The 20271-nt window shown below is 44.8% G+C and carries 15 protein-coding genes; 10 read left to right on the top strand and 5 right to left on the bottom strand.

The window, feature by feature from the left end; all coding sequences use genetic code 11:
* Both C5470_RS17625 and C5470_RS17620 read right to left on the bottom strand, forming a co-directional pair.
* Positions 1 to 3976 (bottom strand): RHS repeat-associated core domain-containing protein (locus C5470_RS17625; RefSeq protein ID WP_166290981.1); only part of this gene is annotated, 3976 nt, incomplete at its 3' end.
* Positions 3977 to 3988: 12 nt separating this feature from the next.
* Positions 3989 to 4414, bottom strand: coding sequence for a DcrB-related protein (locus tag C5470_RS17620; RefSeq protein WP_166290979.1), 426 nt, complete (start codon positions 4412 to 4414; stop codon positions 3989 to 3991).
* A gap of 1219 nt (positions 4415 to 5633) precedes the next feature.
* On the opposite strand from C5470_RS17620, the gene C5470_RS17615 reads away from it, so the two are divergent.
* Positions 5634 to 6152 (top strand): sigma-70 family RNA polymerase sigma factor, encoded by a 519-nt coding sequence (locus C5470_RS17615; protein WP_036850080.1) that lies wholly within the window; start codon positions 5634 to 5636, stop codon positions 6150 to 6152.
* Positions 6153 to 6254: 102 nt separating this feature from the next.
* Positions 6255 to 7130: a glycerophosphodiester phosphodiesterase family protein gene (locus C5470_RS17610; protein WP_051477492.1), complete on the top strand. Its 876-nt coding sequence runs from the start codon at positions 6255 to 6257 to the stop codon at positions 7128 to 7130.
* Positions 7131 to 7281: 151 nt separating this feature from the next.
* Here the strand turns inward: C5470_RS17610 and C5470_RS17605 are convergent, their stop codons facing one another.
* Positions 7282 to 9207 carry a sigma 54-interacting transcriptional regulator gene (locus C5470_RS17605; protein WP_203448989.1) on the bottom strand — a complete coding sequence of 642 codons (1926 nt, stop codon included), beginning with the start codon at positions 9205 to 9207 and terminating at the stop codon, positions 7282 to 7284.
* A 238-nt stretch (positions 9208 to 9445) separates the two neighbouring features.
* Here C5470_RS17605 and C5470_RS17600 point away from each other — a divergent pair, with 238 nt between their 5' ends.
* Genes C5470_RS17600 through C5470_RS17570 form a run of 7 tightly spaced genes read left to right on the top strand, consistent with a single transcriptional unit; the run spans position 9446 to position 15322 of the window.
* Entirely contained in the window at positions 9446 to 9928 is a 483-nt protein-coding gene (locus tag C5470_RS17600) for an MSMEG_0572/Sll0783 family nitrogen starvation response protein (RefSeq protein WP_036850071.1), read from the top strand.
* Positions 9929 to 9956: 28 nt separating this feature from the next.
* Positions 9957 to 10964 carry a Nit6803 family nitrilase gene (locus tag C5470_RS17595; protein ID WP_166290978.1) on the top strand — a complete coding sequence of 336 codons (1008 nt, stop codon included), beginning with the start codon at positions 9957 to 9959 and terminating at the stop codon, positions 10962 to 10964.
* Between the two features lie 22 nt (positions 10965 to 10986).
* Positions 10987 to 12066, top strand: a complete 1080-nt coding sequence (locus C5470_RS17590) for an MSMEG_0568 family radical SAM protein (protein WP_152963924.1) — start codon at positions 10987 to 10989, stop codon at positions 12064 to 12066.
* A gap of 12 nt (positions 12067 to 12078) precedes the next feature.
* Positions 12079 to 12642: an MSMEG_0567/Sll0786 family nitrogen starvation N-acetyltransferase gene (locus C5470_RS17585; protein ID WP_036850063.1), complete on the top strand. Its 564-nt coding sequence runs from the start codon at positions 12079 to 12081 to the stop codon at positions 12640 to 12642.
* Positions 12639 to 13694 (top strand): sll0787 family AIR synthase-like protein, encoded by a 1056-nt coding sequence (locus C5470_RS17580; RefSeq protein ID WP_152963923.1) that lies wholly within the window; start codon positions 12639 to 12641, stop codon positions 13692 to 13694. Before C5470_RS17585 ends, C5470_RS17580 begins: the two co-directional genes overlap by 4 nt.
* Positions 13682 to 13972 carry an MSMEG_0570 family nitrogen starvation response protein gene (locus C5470_RS17575; RefSeq protein ID WP_036850058.1) on the top strand — a complete coding sequence of 97 codons (291 nt, stop codon included), beginning with the start codon at positions 13682 to 13684 and terminating at the stop codon, positions 13970 to 13972. Before C5470_RS17580 ends, C5470_RS17575 begins: the two co-directional genes overlap by 13 nt.
* 12 nt (positions 13973 to 13984) lie before the next feature.
* Positions 13985 to 15322 (top strand): MSMEG_0569 family flavin-dependent oxidoreductase, encoded by a 1338-nt coding sequence (locus C5470_RS17570; protein WP_166290976.1) that lies wholly within the window; start codon positions 13985 to 13987, stop codon positions 15320 to 15322.
* Positions 15323 to 15964: 642 nt separating this feature from the next.
* On the opposite strand, the gene C5470_RS17565 is transcribed toward C5470_RS17570, so the two are convergent.
* Together C5470_RS17565 and C5470_RS22935 are read right to left on the bottom strand one after the other, a co-directional pair.
* Complete coding sequence (locus tag C5470_RS17565; protein WP_036850053.1) at positions 15965 to 18490, bottom strand: S8 family peptidase; 2526 nt, start codon at positions 18488 to 18490, stop codon at positions 15965 to 15967.
* Positions 18471 to 19508 (bottom strand): AAA family ATPase, encoded by a 1038-nt coding sequence (locus C5470_RS22935; protein ID WP_166290974.1) that lies wholly within the window; start codon positions 19506 to 19508, stop codon positions 18471 to 18473. The genes C5470_RS17565 and C5470_RS22935 overlap by 20 nt, the downstream gene beginning before the upstream one ends.
* Positions 19509 to 19742: 234 nt before the next feature.
* Here C5470_RS22935 and C5470_RS23285 point away from each other — a divergent pair, with 234 nt between their 5' ends.
* Positions 19743 to 20165, top strand: a complete 423-nt coding sequence (locus C5470_RS23285; RefSeq protein WP_083335212.1) for a GNAT family N-acetyltransferase — start codon at positions 19743 to 19745, stop codon at positions 20163 to 20165.
* Positions 20166 to 20271: the final 106 nt, after the last annotated feature.

The raw sequence follows: 20271 nt of genomic DNA, 5'->3' as shown, positions 1-20271 counted from the left end.
TTGCTGCGATATTGTCCAGAACACGTTGTTTGATTACTGGGCATGTTGCCAGCCCCAGAGGATCAACCCATCCGGTGGGATTATGGACGTACGAATAGGGATTCAGGCCCCCATTCAGCCCAATCGGGTCAGGCGTAATAAACCGGCCAATTTCCGGCGCATAATACCGATAGGTATTAAAATGCAGCCCGGTCTCGTTGTCAAAATATTGTCCCGCATAACGCAGGTTTTGCCTGAAATCACAGCGGGTTGATGACCGGGCCGGATCGGTGAAGTAAGCCAGCGGCGGGCCATCCAGTTCACCAAAAATGTGATATTTTCCCGCCCACGCAATTTTCCCGTCCTCGTCCGTCACTTCCAGCGGCGCACCGTTGATATCGGTGTGGTACCAGAAGTAATGGTGTCTGGCTCCCCGTGTGACGATGCTGGCCAGCGGGGTGTAGCTGTCATGGGATTCATAGCAGTAGGTCTGTGTTTCGCCACTTTTCGTGTCACGCTCCTGCAACAGCCGCAGGCCATGCCAGACAAAGTCGGTTTGTTCATAACGTGCCAGTCCATCAATCCCAATTTTCACCCCCTTGCGGATACGCCGTCCAAGGGCATCATAGTGATAACGCGCCGTTGTGTTGCCGATGACCGCCACGGTCAGGCGGTTGTCACCATCATAGCGGTAATCCTGGGTTTCGCGCATTCTGCCCTCGCGGCGGGTCATGTTGCCGTGCGGGTCATGCTCATAGCGCCATTTCCGCCAGTAGCTCAGGCGGTCGCCCTGCGGTGTCACCGCTTTAGGGATCCCCTGCTCTTCCGCCTCCCGTTCCAATATCGACTGCGGTTGCTCCAGCAGGTTATCCGCCCGGTCATACCACAACATATCCTCATAAGCACAGCCCTGATGCGTCACTTTTTTCAGGCGACTTTCAGAGTCATAAAGATAGTCAACCATGCCCCGGTAATGATCTCCCATCATCTGCAATTCGTCCTGGGGGCCGTAGACCCACGCCCGCCACGGCTTGCCCTCGCTGAGATAAGGCAGTGGCTCAGCATCGGCCTGTTTCAACGGCAGGCTATACTGGCGGGTACAGCGCCCCAGCGGATCATAATCGCGCAGCTGGAACAGTTTGCCCTGCGTGCGGCGGGTTTCACGATGCAGCCGGTCACGCTCAAATTCAGTGAGGAGTGTCTGTTCATGCCGGATGGCGCTCAGATGACCGGAGCCGTAGTAGAGCCAGCTTAAGGTGCCGCCCTGCGGCAGCGTGAGGGCGGTCAGGTTATCCAGTTCATCATAGCTGAACTGGAGACGGTCATCGCCGTTCTGCTCCCAAATGACCCGCCCCAGTGCGTCATAGCCAAAACGCACGGTGTTGGGTTCTACTCCCAGTTGTTTGCCGTTGTCGTTCGGTTCACGGCTGGCCTCCAGCAGCCTGCCCATGTTGTCCCACCGGTACTGGTAAGTGTCCGTGTGGGTTTCCCGCTGGATCAGCTGACCGGCCGCATCATAATGCTGGTGTACCTGCCGTTCCGGGTACTGGAACACGCGGTCACCCATGCGCCGTTCGGTGCTTAATAAGCCCGCCGCATTGTATTCGTACCGGATTAAGGTGTCGTCAGGACGGATTTCTTCGATTAAGCGCCCTTCGGCATCACGGTTCAGCCGGTAACGGTCATCGTTAGCGTTGTCGAGCTGTATCAGATGGCCCTCGGGGCTGTACTGATAGCGAATTTGACGTTGTAAACGGTCCGTCGCACAGACCACCTGACCTGATGCATTGTATTCCCAGGCGCGGGGCGCATTCTCATTGCGCTGGTGATGGGTAAGCTGACCCGCGCTGTCCCATGCCAGGTGTTCTGTAGAATCGTCAGGATAGGTGATGAGGATTAACTGGCCACTATCGTTATAGTCATAACTGACTGTTTCCATCAAAGCATTGGTAAAGCGGCTCAACCGGTTCTCATTGTCGTAGCGCCAGGCGCTGCTTTGACCAGAACAATCAGTGTGGCGGATCAACTGCCCCTGACCATTCCACGTAAAATGGCTTTCCCCGCCTTTGGCATCAGTCACTTTGTCGGGACGCACCGTATTATCAAAGCCGTAGCGATAACGGGTAGTCTGCTTCAATGGCGAGGTTTCACTGATCAGCCGCCCAAAGTCATCGTAAGCCAATGCCGTTTCGGTGCCATCCGGCCAGAAGATAACAGTGAGCCGGTCGGTATCATTCTGGTACTGCCAGCCGGTCTGGTTGCCGTTGGCATCGGTGAAACTCAGTTGGCGGCCGTGCTTGTCCCATTCACTCAGACGGGTGTGGCCGTCCGCATCTTTGTAGCCGTTCGGCAGGCCAAATTCATCCCACAGGATATGGTGCTCCGTGCCGTTGCGGTCGAGGCAGTGGATGATGTGGTGCGCGTCGTTGAGATGCCAAACCGTGCGGGTGCCGTCGTACCAGTGCGCCGTGCGGGTAAGGGTCTCATCGTCGTATTCCAGCCGATAGCCCGCGCCCTCACTGGTTTGCCGGGCAATAACCCGCCACAGCCCTTCGGCTGTCTGCTCCCACTGGTAATCACAGCGCAGGCCGCGCGCATCCTGATGCCATGCCATCACGCCGTGCTCTGTCCAGCCGAATTGTCGCTGGAGAGCGTCGTTGCGATGGCTGACCCCCGTCAATTGGGCGTGCTCATTATAATGATAGCGGCAAAGCTGAATGCGATGGCCGTCATACCATTCGCGCCAGACGGCGGTAAGGCGGGAAACCGTTTTGCCAGCAATATCCATCATCACATAGTCACAGTGCAGGTTCAGCCCGCCATGGCCCGTGATATTGACCATCTGGTGCTGTTCGTTGTAATGAAAACGCTGTTCGTTACCGACATTATTGCGGATGTGGCTCAGGCGGCTGAGGCCGTCATGATCAAAAGCCGTATAGTGATAAACTAATTCGCCTGCATCACGAATTTCCCATTTGCCCTCTTCCGTGTGTATCAGGTTGCTTTGCGCCTCAGGGCAAAAACAGCGATGACCTGCCGGCACGTCAGGAAAGGGCACGATATCCCCGGCAGGAGAACGCCAGAGCAACCCGCCTTCCACGCGCGTGAGATGGCTTTCCCAGAACAGGCTCCAGCCCCGACCCAGTACGCTGTCATATTGATAACGGCTCAGGTAACTACGCTGCCAGTAGAGCGGCAATTCAGCGTCAAAAACGAAGTCCAGCTCATCCTCATCGTTCAGGAATTTCTGACCGGCAATGACTTCCACCGGGTGCATCAGAATACCGGCGACAGGCATCGCCACGGCAAGCGCCCCCAGCCGGCAGGCGATTTTGCGGATTTTAGCCGCACCCGGTATCTTGTTGAATAGCGTCTGCAACGCGCCGGGGCCTTTGGCTGCCGCGCCACCGAAACTGATTAACCCGGCCGCCAACATCGTTAAATCGGAAACGGTATACGCCCATTGGGGGATTTCCGGCGCAATCTTTGCTGTCTGCGCCGTCCCGCCGCCGATGAAGACATTCGACGAACCGGTCATGACTGCCGCATCACAGACCGTTTTGTCTCCGACCCGCACCGCAGGATAGCCATTGATGAAAACGGAAGCAGAGCCTTCTGCCATCTGGCGCAGGCCATTCTCTTTACTGCACTCTACTTGACTGCGTGTCGCGATAGCAGCGGGTTGGTTGTTGATAAAGACATTGGGAGAGCCTCGCGTGATTTCCCCGCAGGGACTTCGCGACGAGGCCCCCTTAGAGACACAGGCGTCACGCGCCATGTCGCCTAAATATCCCGCCGCCATGCCCACCACAATGGCGGCACCTATCAGTAAAACGCCCACCCCGAGACAGGATGTGGCTAATCCGGCGGCAAAGAGGGCCCCCGACAGCATTCCCCCGGCGGCAGAAATTAATGAACCGATGACGGTGCCTGCAACCAATCCCGCCATGGCGCTGGAATGGCCTATCGTGTCTCCAACTCGCGCGGCTTCTGGCATAGCGTCCCCTCCCTAGAATTGGAAACTTTGCAGGCAGTCATCCAGCCACTGCCGTTGAGCCTCGGTGAACGCCTGCTGGGATGACAGGGTGAAAATCAGCGCTTTTTTCTCATTCAGCAGAAATACCGCCTGATATTGATAAACTTGCTGCCCTTTTTTGGGCCGATAACGGGAGAGCAGCGCCATGCCTTGCAGCCGGTTATCGCCCAGCGTTGTGGGCTGTTCTGCCAATAATTGCCAGTCGCGCAGACCGTTTTTCAGCAGACCTTTTTGGCGGCTGAGGTAACTGGTGAGATCTTCGCCTTCGACCAGCTTATCACGCGAGATATTTAGCGCGGGGGCATCGGGCGCGATGAGGATGTTTACCGTCTGTTCCTGATAGCCTTCCGGTAACAGAATGCTGCCTTCAGTGAACTGACAACGTGCTTGATTGTTCATCTTTCTTTTGTCTTATATAGGCATGCCGAACATAGCAACAACATTGATAATCCTGATTAAACAGATTCAGGGGGGACTCCCTTCTCAGTCATCAATAAATTTATACAATCAATAATGCTGTCCGTTTAATATTCAGACAAAAAGATATAACAAAAAATCAGCTATGTCTTGATTATTAGGTGAATTAATACTCAGCGAATTTAATAAAATGTGACTTATGTCACAAAACAATGCCAATAATCGTGCTGAAAATCCGTCTTAATGAACTCAATCACTACAATTTTATTAACTCAATTTACCTTGCCCGGTTTATAGACCTTGCATTAATCACCAGAGAAGTTTAACTCTGCATTTTTTATGATATTGAAAAAAATCAGCTTTGTTTAAGGATAGTCAGTTCAGAGGAGCGCAAATTCAAACTCGTTTTTTTGGGTTGGAATGTGTAGACAATCAAATTTAAATAGCAACTAATGGACACCGACCTATGCAAGTATGGGTTTTTATTTTTTCTGACAATGTAGTCGAAAACACATATTCGGATTCAGTGGGTCCCTTCCGGTATAGCTGTTGTTCTAACGTCTTCTCCAGTATATAACTCATACCCGGACGGTTATCTGCTTCCACAATGGCATTTAGATTTAAAACCAGAAAAAGTAAAGGATATGCTAATGGTATTAAAATCAAAGCCATTTCTTTAATGGTTTTTAATACTGCTAAATATTTTTGTTCTTTTTCCGCTGATAATCTGGTTAATCAAAAGGCTTATCGGCTTTTTCAACGATTGTCTCTGATTTTTCGAAAACCTCTTATAAATATGTAAAAACGTAAAATCTTTTGTTTGAGAAAATTTTTTAATGCGGTTAATCCTGTTAAATGTTTTTATATAATCCCATATTCCTGTTATTCGGTTAATCCAGTCATTTCGTCATCTCATTAATCAATTTAAAACCCATTTTTCCTGATGTTTTCTCTTTTAATGTCAGTATAATATCGAGTTTTTTACCCACTTTGAAAACTCCTTAATCACTGCCTTTTACCCTTAATGATTAAAGTTTTATCTGTTTTTCATGACATACTTGCGCTTTTTCACGATTTTAAAAACCCATCTAGTCGCAGCAAAATGCCATAAGAGAACCTCACTTGATGATAACAACTTGACAGTCCATGATTACATTAAAATAATAATCATTATCATTTCCCCGAGTTATTGGAAATCATAATGGTAACCCAGAAAGCCATATCTGAAATTGATAATTTAGCGCAACAATTTTACTTTGAACATCATGACTGGTTATACAACTGGTTACGCCATAAAGTCCCCTGCCCCTGCCATGCTGAAGATCTAACTCAGGATACGTTCCTGAATGTTCTGTCCAGTTCAAATTTGTCAGATATCCGTCAACCACGGCCTTTTCTGGCAACCGTGGCTCGCTGCCTGGTTGCTAACTACTACCGCCGGAGAAAAACGGAAAAACACTATCTGCAATATATAAACACCATACCAGAAACGACCATGCCTTCTACAGAAAGCAGATTGGTTACATTTGAACAGCTTGAGAAGCTCGATATCACCCTTGATAAACTACCAAGCCGGGTAAAACAAGCTTTTCTGCTCGCACAATTACAAGGTCTGCGTTACAGCGAAATAGCTGATCAGCTTCAGATTTCTTCCAGTTCAGTGAAACAGTATTTGCAGCGAGCCCATAACAAATGTAAAAAAGTTCAATTTTTCATTTAAAATTCGCCAAGCCGTGTTACATTCACAATTGATTTCAATATGAAATCATAAATAAAGTAAATTATTATAATTTACCTATAACTGGATATTATGGAGAAAATTATGCGACACGGAATTACCGCTGCAATCCTACTTTGCTGCTCTGCCAGCGCTTTTGCCACAACACCACAAATCATCGCTCACCGTGCTGGTACAGGTGATGCACCTGAAAATACAGAATATGCAATTTCCAAGTCCTTAGAGAACAAAGCGGATGCCATCTGGATAACTGTTCAGCTTTCAAAAGAAGGTATTCCTGTGCTCTATCGTCCATCAGATCTGAATAGCTTAACCAATGAAAGTGGGCCTGTTTCTGCCTATAACGCAAGTCAATTGACCAAATTTGATGCCGGTTACAAATTTGGCTCTGATAGTGAGCATCCATTCCGCAATAAAGGGTTAAGTATTCCAACACTGGAACAAGTCTTAAAAAAATATCCAGAGACTTTCTTCTATATTGATCTGAAATCACCCGATGCCGATCCAACACAGCAAGCCAAAGCGCTAGAAAAAGTACTAACCAAGCAGAAAGCTCTGGCACGTACCCGTTTCTATTCCACTGATGAAAAATACCTTAACGCGTTGCCAAACATGATTCAGCGCTTCGAAAGCCGTGATAAAACCCGCACCATGCTGGCGAATATTACAATGGCTCACCAGTGCGATATTCCTGAAAACACAGACACTGCTCGCTGGTATGGTTTGGAAATGCGCCGCAATGTAGAAGTTGTTGAAAAATATACTCTTGGTGAAGCACGTTCCAAATCAGTATTGTCATGGGATAAGGAAGCAATGAAGTGTTTCCGGGCTAAAGGTGGTGCAAACATCATTTTATTTGGCATTAAAACCAAAGAAGATTTCAAACAGGCTAAAGAGCTCGGTGCCGATGGTGTGCTGGTAGATTCACCCAAGCTATTCAGTACCTTTAAAACAAAATAAGATTTTGAGGTTCCCGAAAACAAGCAGTTACAGTAATTATTTTCTGAAGGAACCGCTTTTACATCTGTAAACAAAGCAAAACCCGCAGTTCTCTTCTCTGTGGGTTTTGACCACTGATAAACCTTGTTTAAAATAGTTCAAAATGAGATTTTCAGTAATCAATCCCCAATTTCTTTAAACGTGAGATCAATGTCGTTGGGTTCATTCCTAATAATTTTGCTGCACCGTCATCACCAAAAATCTTCCCTTTGCATTGTTTAACAGCAAGAGAGAGATTTTTAATTTCCAACTCTTTCAGCTGTTGCATGGTCAGCACGCCTTCGATTCGTTGAAGTTCATCGTGAATATTCTGACACGTAGTTTCATTTTGCTGTTGATCTTGCTCCAGCAAATATTTAAAGGAAACAGCACCCTGCTTTGCTGTAATGAGTGCGCGTTCAATGACATTTTGCAGCTCACGGATATTGCCAGGCCAGTCATATTGCTGTAGCCCCAAAATATGCTTTTGTGAAAATGGTAAATAATTAATTTTACGCTTGTCACAAATCAACTTAGTAAAATGTGTAACCAAAAGTGGAATATCTTCTTTACGGTCACGTAAGGCAGGTGCATAAATCGGGAATACATTTAAACGGAAATACAGGTCTTCACGAAAGCGTTTGTGTTTAACTTCTTCTTTTAAATTGCGATTGGTAGCGGCAATAATCCGCACATTCACATGCCGCGTTTTTTCTTCGCCAACCCGCTCAAAGGTTCCTTCTTGCAATACACGCAACAATTTACTTTGTAGCTCTATAGGAATTTCGCCAATTTCATCTAAAAACAATGTACCTTGGTCTGCCAATTCAAAACGTCCGACACGGTCACGCACAGCCCCAGTAAATGCACCTTTGACATGTCCGAAAAATTCACTTTCAAACAGTTCCGAAGGAATAGCGGCGCAATTGACCCGAATAAGTGGTTGCTGTTTACGGTGACTGGATTGGTGAATGGCACGGGCGATCAATTCTTTGCCTGTACCTGATTCACCATAAATCATCACGTTGGCATCAGTTGAGGCGACCACCTTGATTTTTTCAATAATCTGTAAAATGGGTTCACTGCTGCCAATAATTTCATGATATTGATTTTCTTGTAAAATCTCTTCTTGCAGATATTCATTCTGCTGTTCCAGACGGCTTTTTAAATCTTGCAGTTCTTCAAGGGCATGAGTCAATTGTTTTTCGGTATTCAGCCGATCGGTAATATCGCGGAACACCACTACCGCGCCAATAATTTCACTATCACAAATCACTGGGGTACTGGTAAATTCCACCGGAAAGCAACTGCCATCACGGCGCCAAAAAATTTCCTGAATACCTTCATGTACAATACCATCATGTACCGCCGCATAAATCGGGCACTCTTCTTCAGGATAGGGCTCACCATTTTCATGGGTATGGTGATGAATCTGATGGATATTGTTACCCAGTGTATCTTCAGGTTGCAGTCCCAACATTTTAGCCCCGACAGGGTTAATAAAGGTACATAAGCCTTGTTTGTTAATACTGTAAATACCGTCACCGACTGAACTCAGTAATAAATGCTTGCCTGTGTCGGAGTCAATAAACAGTTCTTGCAAGGCTTGCGATTCTTTTAAACCTGTGCCAATGACTTTATCAGCATTTGTATTGAGTTGGCGCAGCTCTAAATCTTTGACATCCACCAGCGACCATATCAACAAGGTTTTGTTTTTATAGGGCAATGAAATGGAAGTAATATCCAACTGGATTTTTTCACCATTTTTATCAAAGACATACAACTCATTGTTCCAGGCCCAACCTTTTGCCAAAGCGCCTTCGGTAAATGCGATAAGGTATGGCAGTTGCCTGAAATGACCAAAAATGGAAGTCACCGTTTTTTGAATAATTTCATGACGTTCATAGCGTAATAGTTGGGTGGCACTAATATTCACATCAATAAACTGGTTTTGATGTGGGTCTAGCACAATTAATGCCTGTGACGTGTGTTCAAATACCAACGGGCGAATCGAATCTTCAGAAACTACCCAGTCCGAGATAAAGTCAGTTGTATTCATACTATGAATTTTCATAATTTAAGTTATGGAATTTCATAATACTACGAAAAATCGTAACTTCCCAGCAGTTCAATTTATCTCCAAAAAAATATTTTTATAAAAATTAAATGTTATTTTTCAATTTGATAGTAATTAACCTCCGCCTAAAAGTATAACTTGGCACAGCTCTCGCATTAATACAGTCAGACTAGACTACATGTTGGTTCATTCCCAAATAATATTGAACTAGGAGGCTGCTATGCCAAACATTGATATCGAACAATATAAAGACGGCGATTTTCTCGTTGATTATGAAGAAAAAGTGTTTGAGGACATCAAAGCCCAGCCGGGTGAAAAAGCATTGGTGACTTTCCATACCGTTGCATTTGAGGGATCAATTGGACTGGTCAATGTATTACAGGCAAAGCGTTTATTACGCAAAGGCTTTGAAACCAAAATCTTGCTTTACGGCCCAGGCGTGCAGTTGGGTGTACAACGTGGTTTTCCAACTTTAGGGGCAGAAGCTTTTCCGGGTCTCTTAGCCGTCAATAATCAGTTGAAAGCCTTTATGGAAGAAGGTGGCGAAGTCTATGCCTGCCGTTTTGCGTTGCAAGCGATGTATGGTCAAACCGAAAAAGCGCTTATTCCGGGAATTCGTCCAATTAATCCACTGGATGTAATGGATTTAAAACTGCTGATGCGTCGTGACAATGCCTTAATCATTGATACCTGGACTGTCTAAGTAAACATAAATATAAGGGGATAAGGTTATGAACAGAATCGTTAAAGCTGCCGCAGTGCAATGTAGTCCAGTGCTTTATAGTCAAGCCGCCACGGTAAAAAAAATCTGTGACATTATTTTAGAGCTTGGAAAACAAGGGGGGCAATTTGCCGTTTTTCCTGAAACCGTCGTGCCTTATTACCCTTATTTTTCCTTCGTACAACCACCATTCGCCATGGGTAAAGAACATTTAAAACTGTTGAATGAATCGGTGGTTGTACCTTCCGAAGCAACCTTAGCAATTGGGCAAGCCTGTCTTGAGGCCAGCATGGTAGTGTCGATTGGCATTAATGAACGTGCAGGCAGTACCATTTATAATGCCCAACTGTTATTTGATGCTGATGGTTCTATCATTCAGCATCGCCGCAAAATTACCCCAACTTACCATGAACGAATGGTGTGGGGGCAAGGTGATGGCAGTGGTTTACGTGCCATTAATTCTGCGGTGGGACGTATTGGTTCGCTGGCATGTTGGGAACATTACAACCCGTTGGCACGTTTTTCTTTGATGGCAGATGGTGAGCAAATTCATGCTTCCATGTTTCCTGGTTCGTTGGTAGGACAAGTCTTTGCCGATCAAATCAACGCAACCATCCAACACCATGCTTTAGAATCTGGCTGTTTTGTGGTCAATGCCACCGCATGGCTGCATCCCGAACAGCAACAGCAAATTATGCAGGATACCGGCTGTGATCTCGGTCCAATTTCAGGAGGATGTTTTACCGCCATTGTTTCTCCCGAAGGCAAGTTCCTGGCTAAACCGATCACGCAAGGTGAAGGTTATTGCATTGCCGATCTGGATTTCAGCCTGATTGATAAACGCAAACGCATGATGGATTCGATTGGGCATTACAGTCGTCCTGAATTGCTCAGTTTATTGATTGATCGTCGTCCAACACAGGTATTACACGAACTGAAAGTTGAACCATCAGATCAAAGTCATCTCGAAAAGCGCTCAAAATCCAATGAAGAACATGTCGAAACCGTATTGATGTAAACCCAATCGATAGGGGGTAAAAATGTCTGCAATACAACTATTGACCGATTTGCAATGTAATGGTCTGAAATGGGAAGGTAAGTTTGGTTTGTCCCGTAGAGGTGGCGCAGGGCCAAGCGATCATAAAGCGTTGAGCCTTGACGGGCAGACCATGATGATTCCGGTGCTAAACCTTGCAGCACAAGACTCTCCCTATACCGCAAAGCCTGAACCGCACTCTGACAAGGTGATCGTCTTTAAAAACCGGATTCCGGTGGCGACCTTAACTGCGCCTGCACGACCCCGTTTTTATGATTTAAAAACCGCCGAAGGCATTGCCTATGAACAAATTGCGACCTTACATAGCCGTGATGTGTTGGCGACAACGGTGTTACAGCATTGCATTCGTATGAAGGACAAGGCAACTGCATGCCAATTTTGCTCGATTGATCAGTCTCTAAAAGAGGGTCGAACCTTGCCCCGTAAACGCCCGGAACAATTGGCGGAGGTAGCGAAAGCAGCCGTTGAACTGGATGGCGTCAAGCAAATGGTGATCACCACAGGCACGCCAAATACGGGAGATCGTGGGGCAAAAATTTTATATGACTCAGTTAAAGCGATTAAGGCGCAAGTAGATTTGCCAATACAGGTACAGTGCGAACCACCCGATGATTTTGCCTGGTTTCAACGTTTAAAAGATGCAGGCGCTGTGTCGATTGGCATGCACCTTGAGGCGGTGAGCGAGCGTATACGGCAGAAAATTATGCCGGGAAAAGCCGAAGTCTCGTTGGAAAAATATTTTGCGGCATTTGAAACAGCCGTTACAGTGTTCGGTCGGGGACAGGTCAGTACCTACATTTTGGCCGGTTTGGGCGACACCGAACTGGAAATCGTGGAGATGACCGCCAAACTGACTGAAATTGGGGTGTATCCATTTGTAGTGCCGTTTGTACCGATTCAAGGTACACCATTAGAGCATCATCCTAAACCTGATCACGCTTTTATGCAGTCGCTCTATCCGAAAGTTGGACAGCAACTTAAACAACATGGTTTGCACTCGGAAAAGACTCAAGCCGGCTGTGCCAAATGTGGCGCTTGCTCTTCGCTGAAAGCGTATGAATAAGGAGAATGTGATATGGAACTTTCTCACTATCGTTGGCTGCTTGAGCTAAATGACGGGCTGAAACCATTTGTTAGCGATGACATTGCCATCAAAATTGTGTCGGAAGATTGGGAGCGTCGCCAATATTATCGTTTGCGTGAAGTAACCTTTCGCGATGAACAAAAAATCTTGCAAGAAGATCGTGACGAGCACGATGTTGAAGCATTAGGCATTGTTGCCATTGGGAAAATGTTTGGTGAGCATGACCGGGTGATTGGTGCAGTGCGGATTTTCCCTGATGGCGAACAGACATGGTATGGCGGGCGTTTATGCGTAGAGCCTTTATATCGACGTCGCCATATCATTGGTAAAGCATTAATCAATACTGCGGTATCAACCGCCAAGAACTTGGGATGCCGTACTTTTTTAGCCACTGTGCAAAGTCAAAATGAACGCTATTTCAAAAGGTTATGTTGGGATAGTTTGCATCAGTTGACCGTTGCCAATATTCCACATGTGTTGATGCAGGCACGGATTGAAAACTATCCTTTACAGCATATCCCGCTGCAAGCCTATATGCAGAAGGAGACGCAATGATGGAGCTCAATCAACTACTCGAAATGTTAAAACAGACACCCGCTATGCAATCCAAGCAGGCGATTGCTCACACGGTTTCAGTCAATACAACTTGCCATGTGGATTCATTGGATAGCTTATATGCCTATCCCGGAGATGACACGGCGGCACTGCCGCTAAATGGTCAATATGTATTGCACGCCTGTGAAGGCATGCTACCCAGTTTTGTGACCAATCACCCTTATTTTGCCGGATGGTCAGCGGTAATGGCGAACATCAGTGATATTGCAGCCATGGGTGGTCGGGCATTGTCCGTAGTAAATAGTTTTTGGCATACCAGTAGCGAACATGCCCAGTTGTTAATGCAAGGTATGCAGGATGCTTGTCGTGCTTATGATGTGCCATTGGTCGGTGGGCATACCAATCTTGCCGTCGTTTATCAGCCCACTTTATCTGTTGCGATTCAAGGCATAGCGCGAAAACTACTCTCGGTGTTGCATGTCAAACCACAACAAAAAATTCTGATCGCGTTAAATTTGCAAGGGCAATTCCACGCCAATACCACTTATTGGAAATGCTTTGAACGGGTGCCTGACCACATTTTACAGTCACAAATTGCCTTATTGCCGCAATTGGCAGAGGCAAATCGGGTTCATGCCGCCCGTGATATTAGCAATGCCGGCATTTTAGGCAGTTTGTTGATGCTGCTCGAAGCTACGGCATCGGGGGCACATATCAACTTAGATGCCATTCCTAAACCTGACGATGTGGACTGGTTTAAATGGCTACAAATTTTCCCCAGTTTTGGTTTTTTACTGACTGCCGATGCAAATGAATGTGAAGAAATTATCGAGCTGTTTCACTGCCAGAACATTGCCTGCGCGGTGATTGGTGAAACCAATGTCAGTGGTGAGGTTGCCGTGCAGCAGCAACAGCAATACGACATATTTTGGGATTTTAACAACCGAATGTTTACCGGTTTTTGTTATGCCGACGTTTTAACAAAGTTACAGACTCAATCCATACAGATTGAGGCTAAAAATCAGCAGGAGTCGATGTTATGCCCAGTGTGAATTTTACCGTGAAATGGCCTGATGGGGAGCTGATTCAATATTACTCACCCTCAACGGTGATTTATGAATATCTGTCCATTGGTCAACGTTACCCAAGTACGCAGTTCTTACATCAGGTTGAAAATGGCCTGAATGCCGCATCGGAAAGGGTACAGGCACGTTATGGCTTTGTCTGTAGTTCGGCCATGGATACTCTGGCAATGATCAAACGCCAAGCCAAATTCTTCGGGCCAAGCCCGGAAGATCAAATTGAAGTTATTGAAATGACGAATCAATGAGAGGGATGTTCCATGTTAAATATCCAAAATCAAATGTTACAGCCACATTATGATGTGGTGATTATTGGTGGTGGTCAGGCAGGTTTATCTATCAGCCATTATTTGCAAAAAGCAGGCATTGACCATGTGGTATTGGAAAAAGAATCCGAGTTAACCCATAGCTGGCGCCGTAAACGTTGGGATAATTTTACCTTGGTGACACCGAACTGGCAGTGTCTATTACCTGAACATCCTTATCAGGGAAAAGATCCTGACGGCTTTATGACGAAGCCTGAGATTGTGGAGTATCTTGACGAATTTATTGAAAAAATTAACCCTCCCGCCATTTTAAATATTCAGGTAGAACATGTAAAAAAAGTGGCAGCACATGAGTTTGTCATTAAAACCAATCACGGTACCACTACAGCCAAACAGCTTGTCGTCGCAGCAGGTGGGTATCACACTCCGATTTATCCAAAACTAAGCAATGCCTTGCCTAAGCATGTGAAAGTGATGCATTCGGAAGAGTATTTAAATGCAGATCAACTGCCTGAAGGAGCGGTGTTGGTGGTTGGATCAGGGCAGTCCGGTGCACAAATTGCCGAAGATTTACATCTGGCAGGCAAAAAAGTCTATTTATCGACAGGCAATGCACCACGTTGTGCGCGATTCTATCGCGGTAAAGATGTGGTGAAATGGCTGTTTGATATGGGTTATTACGAAACGACTGTCAACAATCATCGTTATAGTGAAGAAGTACGTAACAGCACCAACCACTATGTCACAGGGCGTGACGGCGGGCGTGATATTGACCTGCGTAAATTTGCCTTAGAAGGTATGCAACTGTTCGGACATTTTGATGACTTTAAAGAAGGTCAATTCTGGTTTAGTCCAAATTTATCAGAAAACCTGGACCGTGCCGATGACACTTATAATCGCATTAATGCCTCTATTGATGAGTATTTAGAGAAAAACAGTATTGCAACCGATGAACCTGCATCGGTGTATCAACCTGTTTGGCAGCCTGAGCAGGAAATCACACACATTGATTTAGCAAAAGAAAATATTACTGCCGTGATTTGGTGTATTGGTTTTAGACCAGATTATTCATGGCTTGATTTAGATATTTTTCAAGCCAATGGTTATCCAAAACATGACCGAGGTATTACCCTCGATACGAATGTCACATTTATTGGTTTGCCGTGGTTATATACATGGGGTTCTGGACGTTTTCTGGGGATTGATCAGGATGCCGCCTATGTAGTGCAGCATATTGAGCAACAAATAAGTCAGCAGAATATAGATATACTACCTACTTTGATCAAAGGCGCTAAATCTGAAATCAAAGATAAGCGAATATCTCGAATGTGAGATTCCTAATTTCACCTGACAGAATATTTTTAAGCTCTTATTTTTTCAATAAGAGTCTCATAAGGCATTTTACTTTTCAAACCACCATGTGGTCTGTAGTCGTTGTAAAATGCCTCCCATTCAACCAATTTTAATAGTGAATTTTAAACCGATAATACTTATAAAGGAGTTTTTTTAGATACTTATAGCATAAGGCGTTATTGAAAATATTTTACGGATAATGGCGGATTTTAATTTTCATAAAACACAATTTCATTCTTAGCAATGAAATAGGGAAAAAAATTAAATGCCAAATAAAAAACCAGTATTTTGTCAGCACGTGTGATTTTAAAATCTGGAAAAAAGGCAAGTGTATCACGAAAAAACAGGTAAAAACTTTAATCATCAAAGACAAAAACAGTGATTAAAGATTTTTTAAATCGGATAAAAACGTCGATGTTATACTGACATTGGCGCTGTGTTATTTTTATCTGTGGATGGATGTGATATCCAGTGTAACAGAGGCCAAAATGGCGCATGGGCCCGGCTTAATGGGGAAAAATGGACACAGCATTTTTTATAATGAAAAAACAAACCCCATTCAAAATAATAGGATTTGTCAGCGGTCTGGGTGCATTAAGTTATTATATAAAAATCAATAAATTAAGTTGATATCTCGATAGAGTTCTGTATTTTACTCTCGACCATATTTTGTATAATTGCATATAGGTCTATATCTGTTTGCGGTGCATGGATAGAAATGATAAGGCTATAATTTGCCACGGAATCATAACGCTCAAGCACACGTCTCGTTCTCCACCACCCCTGAGCAGGATAGACCGCCAGATACCCACAGTTAGCCAGTTCTGCTGCGGTTCCTCGCCAAATATCTTGATGTAATGAGCCTTTGTGTCTCTGTGTTGCTCCCAATAACCAATTATCATCGTTGCCTGTAGCACCATGATCATTATCATCAGAATCGACAGCCGCATTGATTCTGGTGGTAAATTCGTCTAACGACTCCGTTTGTCGTTTCACAGCAAACCGAAGGCGATGTGATGGATAATGATACTTCGAAGCTCCCCCTCGTTCTGATGGATTTGGTTCAATGAAGTAAGAGAGCGTGACACGCATTTCAACCTCTGTATTTTGCAACACCTGTAGTTGCTCTTGCGGCCAAGGCAAAGTATGTAAGTTTAGGTCGCGCGTTTTAATTCCCTTGTTAGTTTTTCGATAGGGTTGCAGGCTGTCTTCTACAATAAGCGTTAAGCTGTTTTTTACGCTCCACAGTGCTCTTTCAATATTGGGTGCACCCCAGCCACAGTGGCGGACAAGCGATGTATAGCCTTTTTTTGTGCGTGCTGGGTACATCTCCAACATCGCTGGTGTCCATTGCGCAGAATGAGTAATCAGCGCACGAATTGTTTCCGGGCGTAGGGAAGGATATTGAGCCATCAATTGCGCTGCCATACGGGCGCAAAGGGCAGAAGCCGCGCTAGTCGCGTTTGTTGTCCAAAAAAGGCGATATTGTGGAGAGGCGCTTGTGGTTAGTAACTCTAAGCTTGCAAAGTTATCAACAATTTCTGTGTTTGATGCTGCATTTCCGCCTTCGAATACGACGTCTGGTTTGTACGGCCAAACCTTGTCCCATTGAATGGATGTCGTTGTAAAAGGGCTTAATGCTCCTTGGCCGGCGACAGGCGAAAAGTCATCAACATCATCTTCGCTGATGTCTATTTTATTTGTAAATGCACCTACAGTAATTGCATTCCAGGCTTGCCCCGGGTCATGGATTTGGTTTAACGAAAGGCTGTCAGGATATGTTGCCCAGTGATCTCTATCGCATATATTTCCAGCCGAGAGCACAAAAAGACGAGGGAATGCGTTACCTGACAGAGCATCAGCAGCAAGGGAATCTACCATGGATGACCAAGCGGAAGGACGACCAAAATCACGATAGTCAATAGCAGTAACGGCAGAACTGAAGACGCGTCTTCGTTGACCAAATAAAATTTCGGGGCGGGCTACAGCGGCGCTAAACAAGTAAGCATGCTGTTTCTCATCTCCTGCGTTAGCGCCCTGACTTGGCGTGAGTTTTACTGACTCAAGGCGATGACGAATATCGATTGTGGTATCGGATGTTAATGTTTCAAACAGGTCGCCATAAACAGCAATACCGGCTAAACCCGTACCGTGATTAGCCATATCATTTAGACCCCAAGCGTCATTAACCGTATGCACATCCTGCTGATGTAATACAGGGGCAAGCATTGGATGCCCTCGGTTTACTCCTGAATCGAGCAAACAAACATAAGGTACATTATCATCGTCTTCCGATGGAGCTTGTAGTCGTTCAAGTGCATCATCAGACCAAAGCCGTTGCTCTGTGATTGAAGAACCGACAAAGAATTCTGCGGTGTCTTTTGCTCGTCTTAATTCTGCTACGCAGTTTAGAATCAATTCTGCACGGGAAAATTGTCTTTGAGAGCAAAACATCCATGTAATGATTCGTTCAGGAAAATGAACTTGATGTTCACTAACACGACATTCAGCGAGATGGCTTAACTTACGAAAATCTGCAATAACGGCATCTCTGTTGCCTCTGACTGGAAGCCAAACCTCCCACCAAAACTCTTCATTTAAGTCTGTAGGAAGAAGATCAAGATCATCGGTCCATAATGACTTTATTCCGGCAAGCCGTATCGAAGAAATAGTATTTATTAGCGCTTTGTGATCAGCAGCTTGACCATCGGCTCGGCGCTTTTCTTTCAAATAATCCTGAATATAATTTTCGAAGTGCTCAATTTTACCGTCAGGAATAAATACATTGGCAGAGGTAACCGCCCCTTCTTCATGAATGCTAAGTACTTCAATATGCCTGGCTTTGTTCCGGCCTTTTTCGCTGCTAAGGCTTCCAAATTCAAGGGCTACGTCGGGCTGACCAACAAACTCAACCTGTAAGCCAATACCACTTCTGAGGTCTAACCGGGCTTGCTGATCTCGCGATTTGGCTGCAATGGCTTTTAACTGCTGTAATTGTGCATTTAGAGCTTGCCCGTGCTCTCTACGCTCCCGCTCAGGAAGATCTTGTGATGAACCTCCGCCAGTAGAGTGAGCTGTATATAGTTGGGAAGTAGATGTTTTTGGGAGAGTTAGATGTAGCCTTTTATCACGCTTTGTTTCCGTCATAGTTTAATTTATTTTTTTCGTTAATTGATAGCCTACTACTGATTAAACGTCGTTCTTCTAAAGCTTGCTTTAGAAGAACGAGAGCAACTTGAGTACGGTCGCTCATAATTGCATCTTTTATCGATTCATCTACCGCTCTGCAAATTTCAGCATAACTTAAACCTAGTACATGCTTTTCTAATCCATTTTTACAGAAAGGCTTAGGTGTAAAAGAGCCTAAACGAGACTTAATCAAGTTCAAGGCTTGTTCTAAAGTAGGTAAGTGATATTCGATGACATCATCAAAACGTCTGAACAGTGCATAATCCAATATTTCAGGATGATTTGTTGCAGCAATGATTATGCTATTTGAAGTGTCTTGCTCAATCATTTGAAGAAAACTGTTCAATACTCGACGAATTTCACCAACATCGTTTGCAAGACTACGCTGGGAACCAATAACATCAAATTCATCAAAGAAATAAACGCCGCGAATATCAGCGATTGCATCAAACACTTGCCGAAGTTTAGACGCTGTTTCTCCCATGAATTTTGTAATTAAGGCATCAAAACGAACTTGGAACAAGGGAATACCTAACTCACCAGCGAGAGCTGATGCAGTCATAGTTTTTCCTGTTCCCGGTGGGCCAACAAGCAGTACTTTTCGTCTGGGTGACAACCCATGCTCTTTGATGCGAGACATCATCCGTTGTTCTCTTATCAATCTTTGAAGCTGTATATTGGTAAATTCATCCAGTACTACGTCAGATAAGCGATAAGCGGGGTGGCTTACACTAAGTAAGTTACCAAGATCAGTACGATTTTTAGCGGCACTTGCTAATGGAACTAATTTACCGACTTTATCATTAGCGAGTTTTGCTTTCGCTTTGTCCAGTAAATTTAGCAGGTCCTCAGCCAATCTACCGTGTCCTTGTTTGGCTTCGTGCGCAGCAACTTGCATAGCAACTGAATAAAAATGGCTATCATCGCGACTGATGTACGATTTGATAAGTGCCTTGAGTTGCTCTGCGCTTGCCACGTTGGTATTCCTATCTTTTGCTTGCCTGAAATTCACTTACATATTTCTAAGAGTTTAGCAAGTAAGCCGATACAGAGTAAACGTAATAATGCTTGTGTTTTTAGTCTTTAAAGGCTGAGTGAGGGTAAATAAAAAAGAGCTTGTACATACCCGATTAAACTTGCTTTACACTGTTTTAATCGGTCACATTTAAATGCACTAGACCAAATTTGATCTAACATCCATTCTTGATCGCTGTCAGCTCAGCTAAACAAGGACTTATCAAGAACATTCGTCCTTAAAAGGAGCCAAAATGGATCTCAAATAAAGGGATACTATTCCCTAGCACTATGCACGGTAGAACTAGACGAACTACCAGAAAAAATATCGAAAAAGTACCCTTCAACACTACATTGCGCACTTATTGGTCGCCTGGCTATAAGTAAGTCATTTCAACGCCAAGGATTTGGTGAAATCTTACTTCTAGATGCAATTCGAAAAGCTATGGAGTCGTCAAAATCTATTCCCACCCCGATGATTATCGTCGATGCTAAGAACGACATAGCCAAAAAACTGTATATGAATGTAGGATTTGAGGAGTTTCCTCAGATAAAGAGTAAACTGTTCATGCCTATGACTGTTGCAATAGAAATGATAAAAAGGGTAGATGTGATGTAACATGTCGCTACTTTTCAAATCATTTTCGTGCCTTGCTAACGCTTAAATACCCATTCAATCCACTTTTTATATCCATCTCCCCCAAATACTAAAAGTTCGCTCTGCT

The sequence above is a fragment of the Photorhabdus stackebrandtii genome (assembly GCF_011189495.1).
GTDB classification, from domain to species: domain Bacteria; phylum Pseudomonadota; class Gammaproteobacteria; order Enterobacterales; family Enterobacteriaceae; genus Photorhabdus; species Photorhabdus khanii.
The sequence above is the reverse complement of the archived record's forward strand: the minus strand, read 5'-3'. Positions and strand labels throughout refer to the sequence as shown.

Bases quoted from the DNA above. Each gene is read 5' to 3' on its own strand.
- C5470_RS17620 (WP_166290979.1), bottom strand. From the start codon at position 4,414: ATGAACAATCAAGCACGTTGTCAGTTCACTGAAGGCAGCATTCTGTTA.
- C5470_RS17615 (WP_036850080.1), top strand. From the start codon at position 5,634: ATGGTAACCCAGAAAGCCATATCTGAAATTGATAATTTAGCGCAACAA.
- C5470_RS17610 (WP_051477492.1), top strand. From the start codon at position 6,255: ATGCGACACGGAATTACCGCTGCAATCCTACTTTGCTGCTCTGCCAGC.
- C5470_RS17605 (WP_203448989.1), bottom strand. From the start codon at position 9,207: ATGAATACAACTGACTTTATCTCGGACTGGGTAGTTTCTGAAGATTCG.
- C5470_RS17600 (WP_036850071.1), top strand. From the start codon at position 9,446: ATGCCAAACATTGATATCGAACAATATAAAGACGGCGATTTTCTCGTT.
- C5470_RS17595 (WP_166290978.1), top strand. From the start codon at position 9,957: ATGAACAGAATCGTTAAAGCTGCCGCAGTGCAATGTAGTCCAGTGCTT.
- C5470_RS17590 (WP_152963924.1), top strand. From the start codon at position 10,987: ATGTCTGCAATACAACTATTGACCGATTTGCAATGTAATGGTCTGAAA.
- C5470_RS17585 (WP_036850063.1), top strand. From the start codon at position 12,079: ATGGAACTTTCTCACTATCGTTGGCTGCTTGAGCTAAATGACGGGCTG.
- C5470_RS17580 (WP_152963923.1), top strand. From the start codon at position 12,639: ATGATGGAGCTCAATCAACTACTCGAAATGTTAAAACAGACACCCGCT.
- C5470_RS17575 (WP_036850058.1), top strand. From the start codon at position 13,682: ATGCCCAGTGTGAATTTTACCGTGAAATGGCCTGATGGGGAGCTGATT.
- C5470_RS17570 (WP_166290976.1), top strand. From the start codon at position 13,985: ATGTTAAATATCCAAAATCAAATGTTACAGCCACATTATGATGTGGTG.
- C5470_RS17565 (WP_036850053.1), bottom strand. From the start codon at position 18,490: ATGACGGAAACAAAGCGTGATAAAAGGCTACATCTAACTCTCCCAAAA.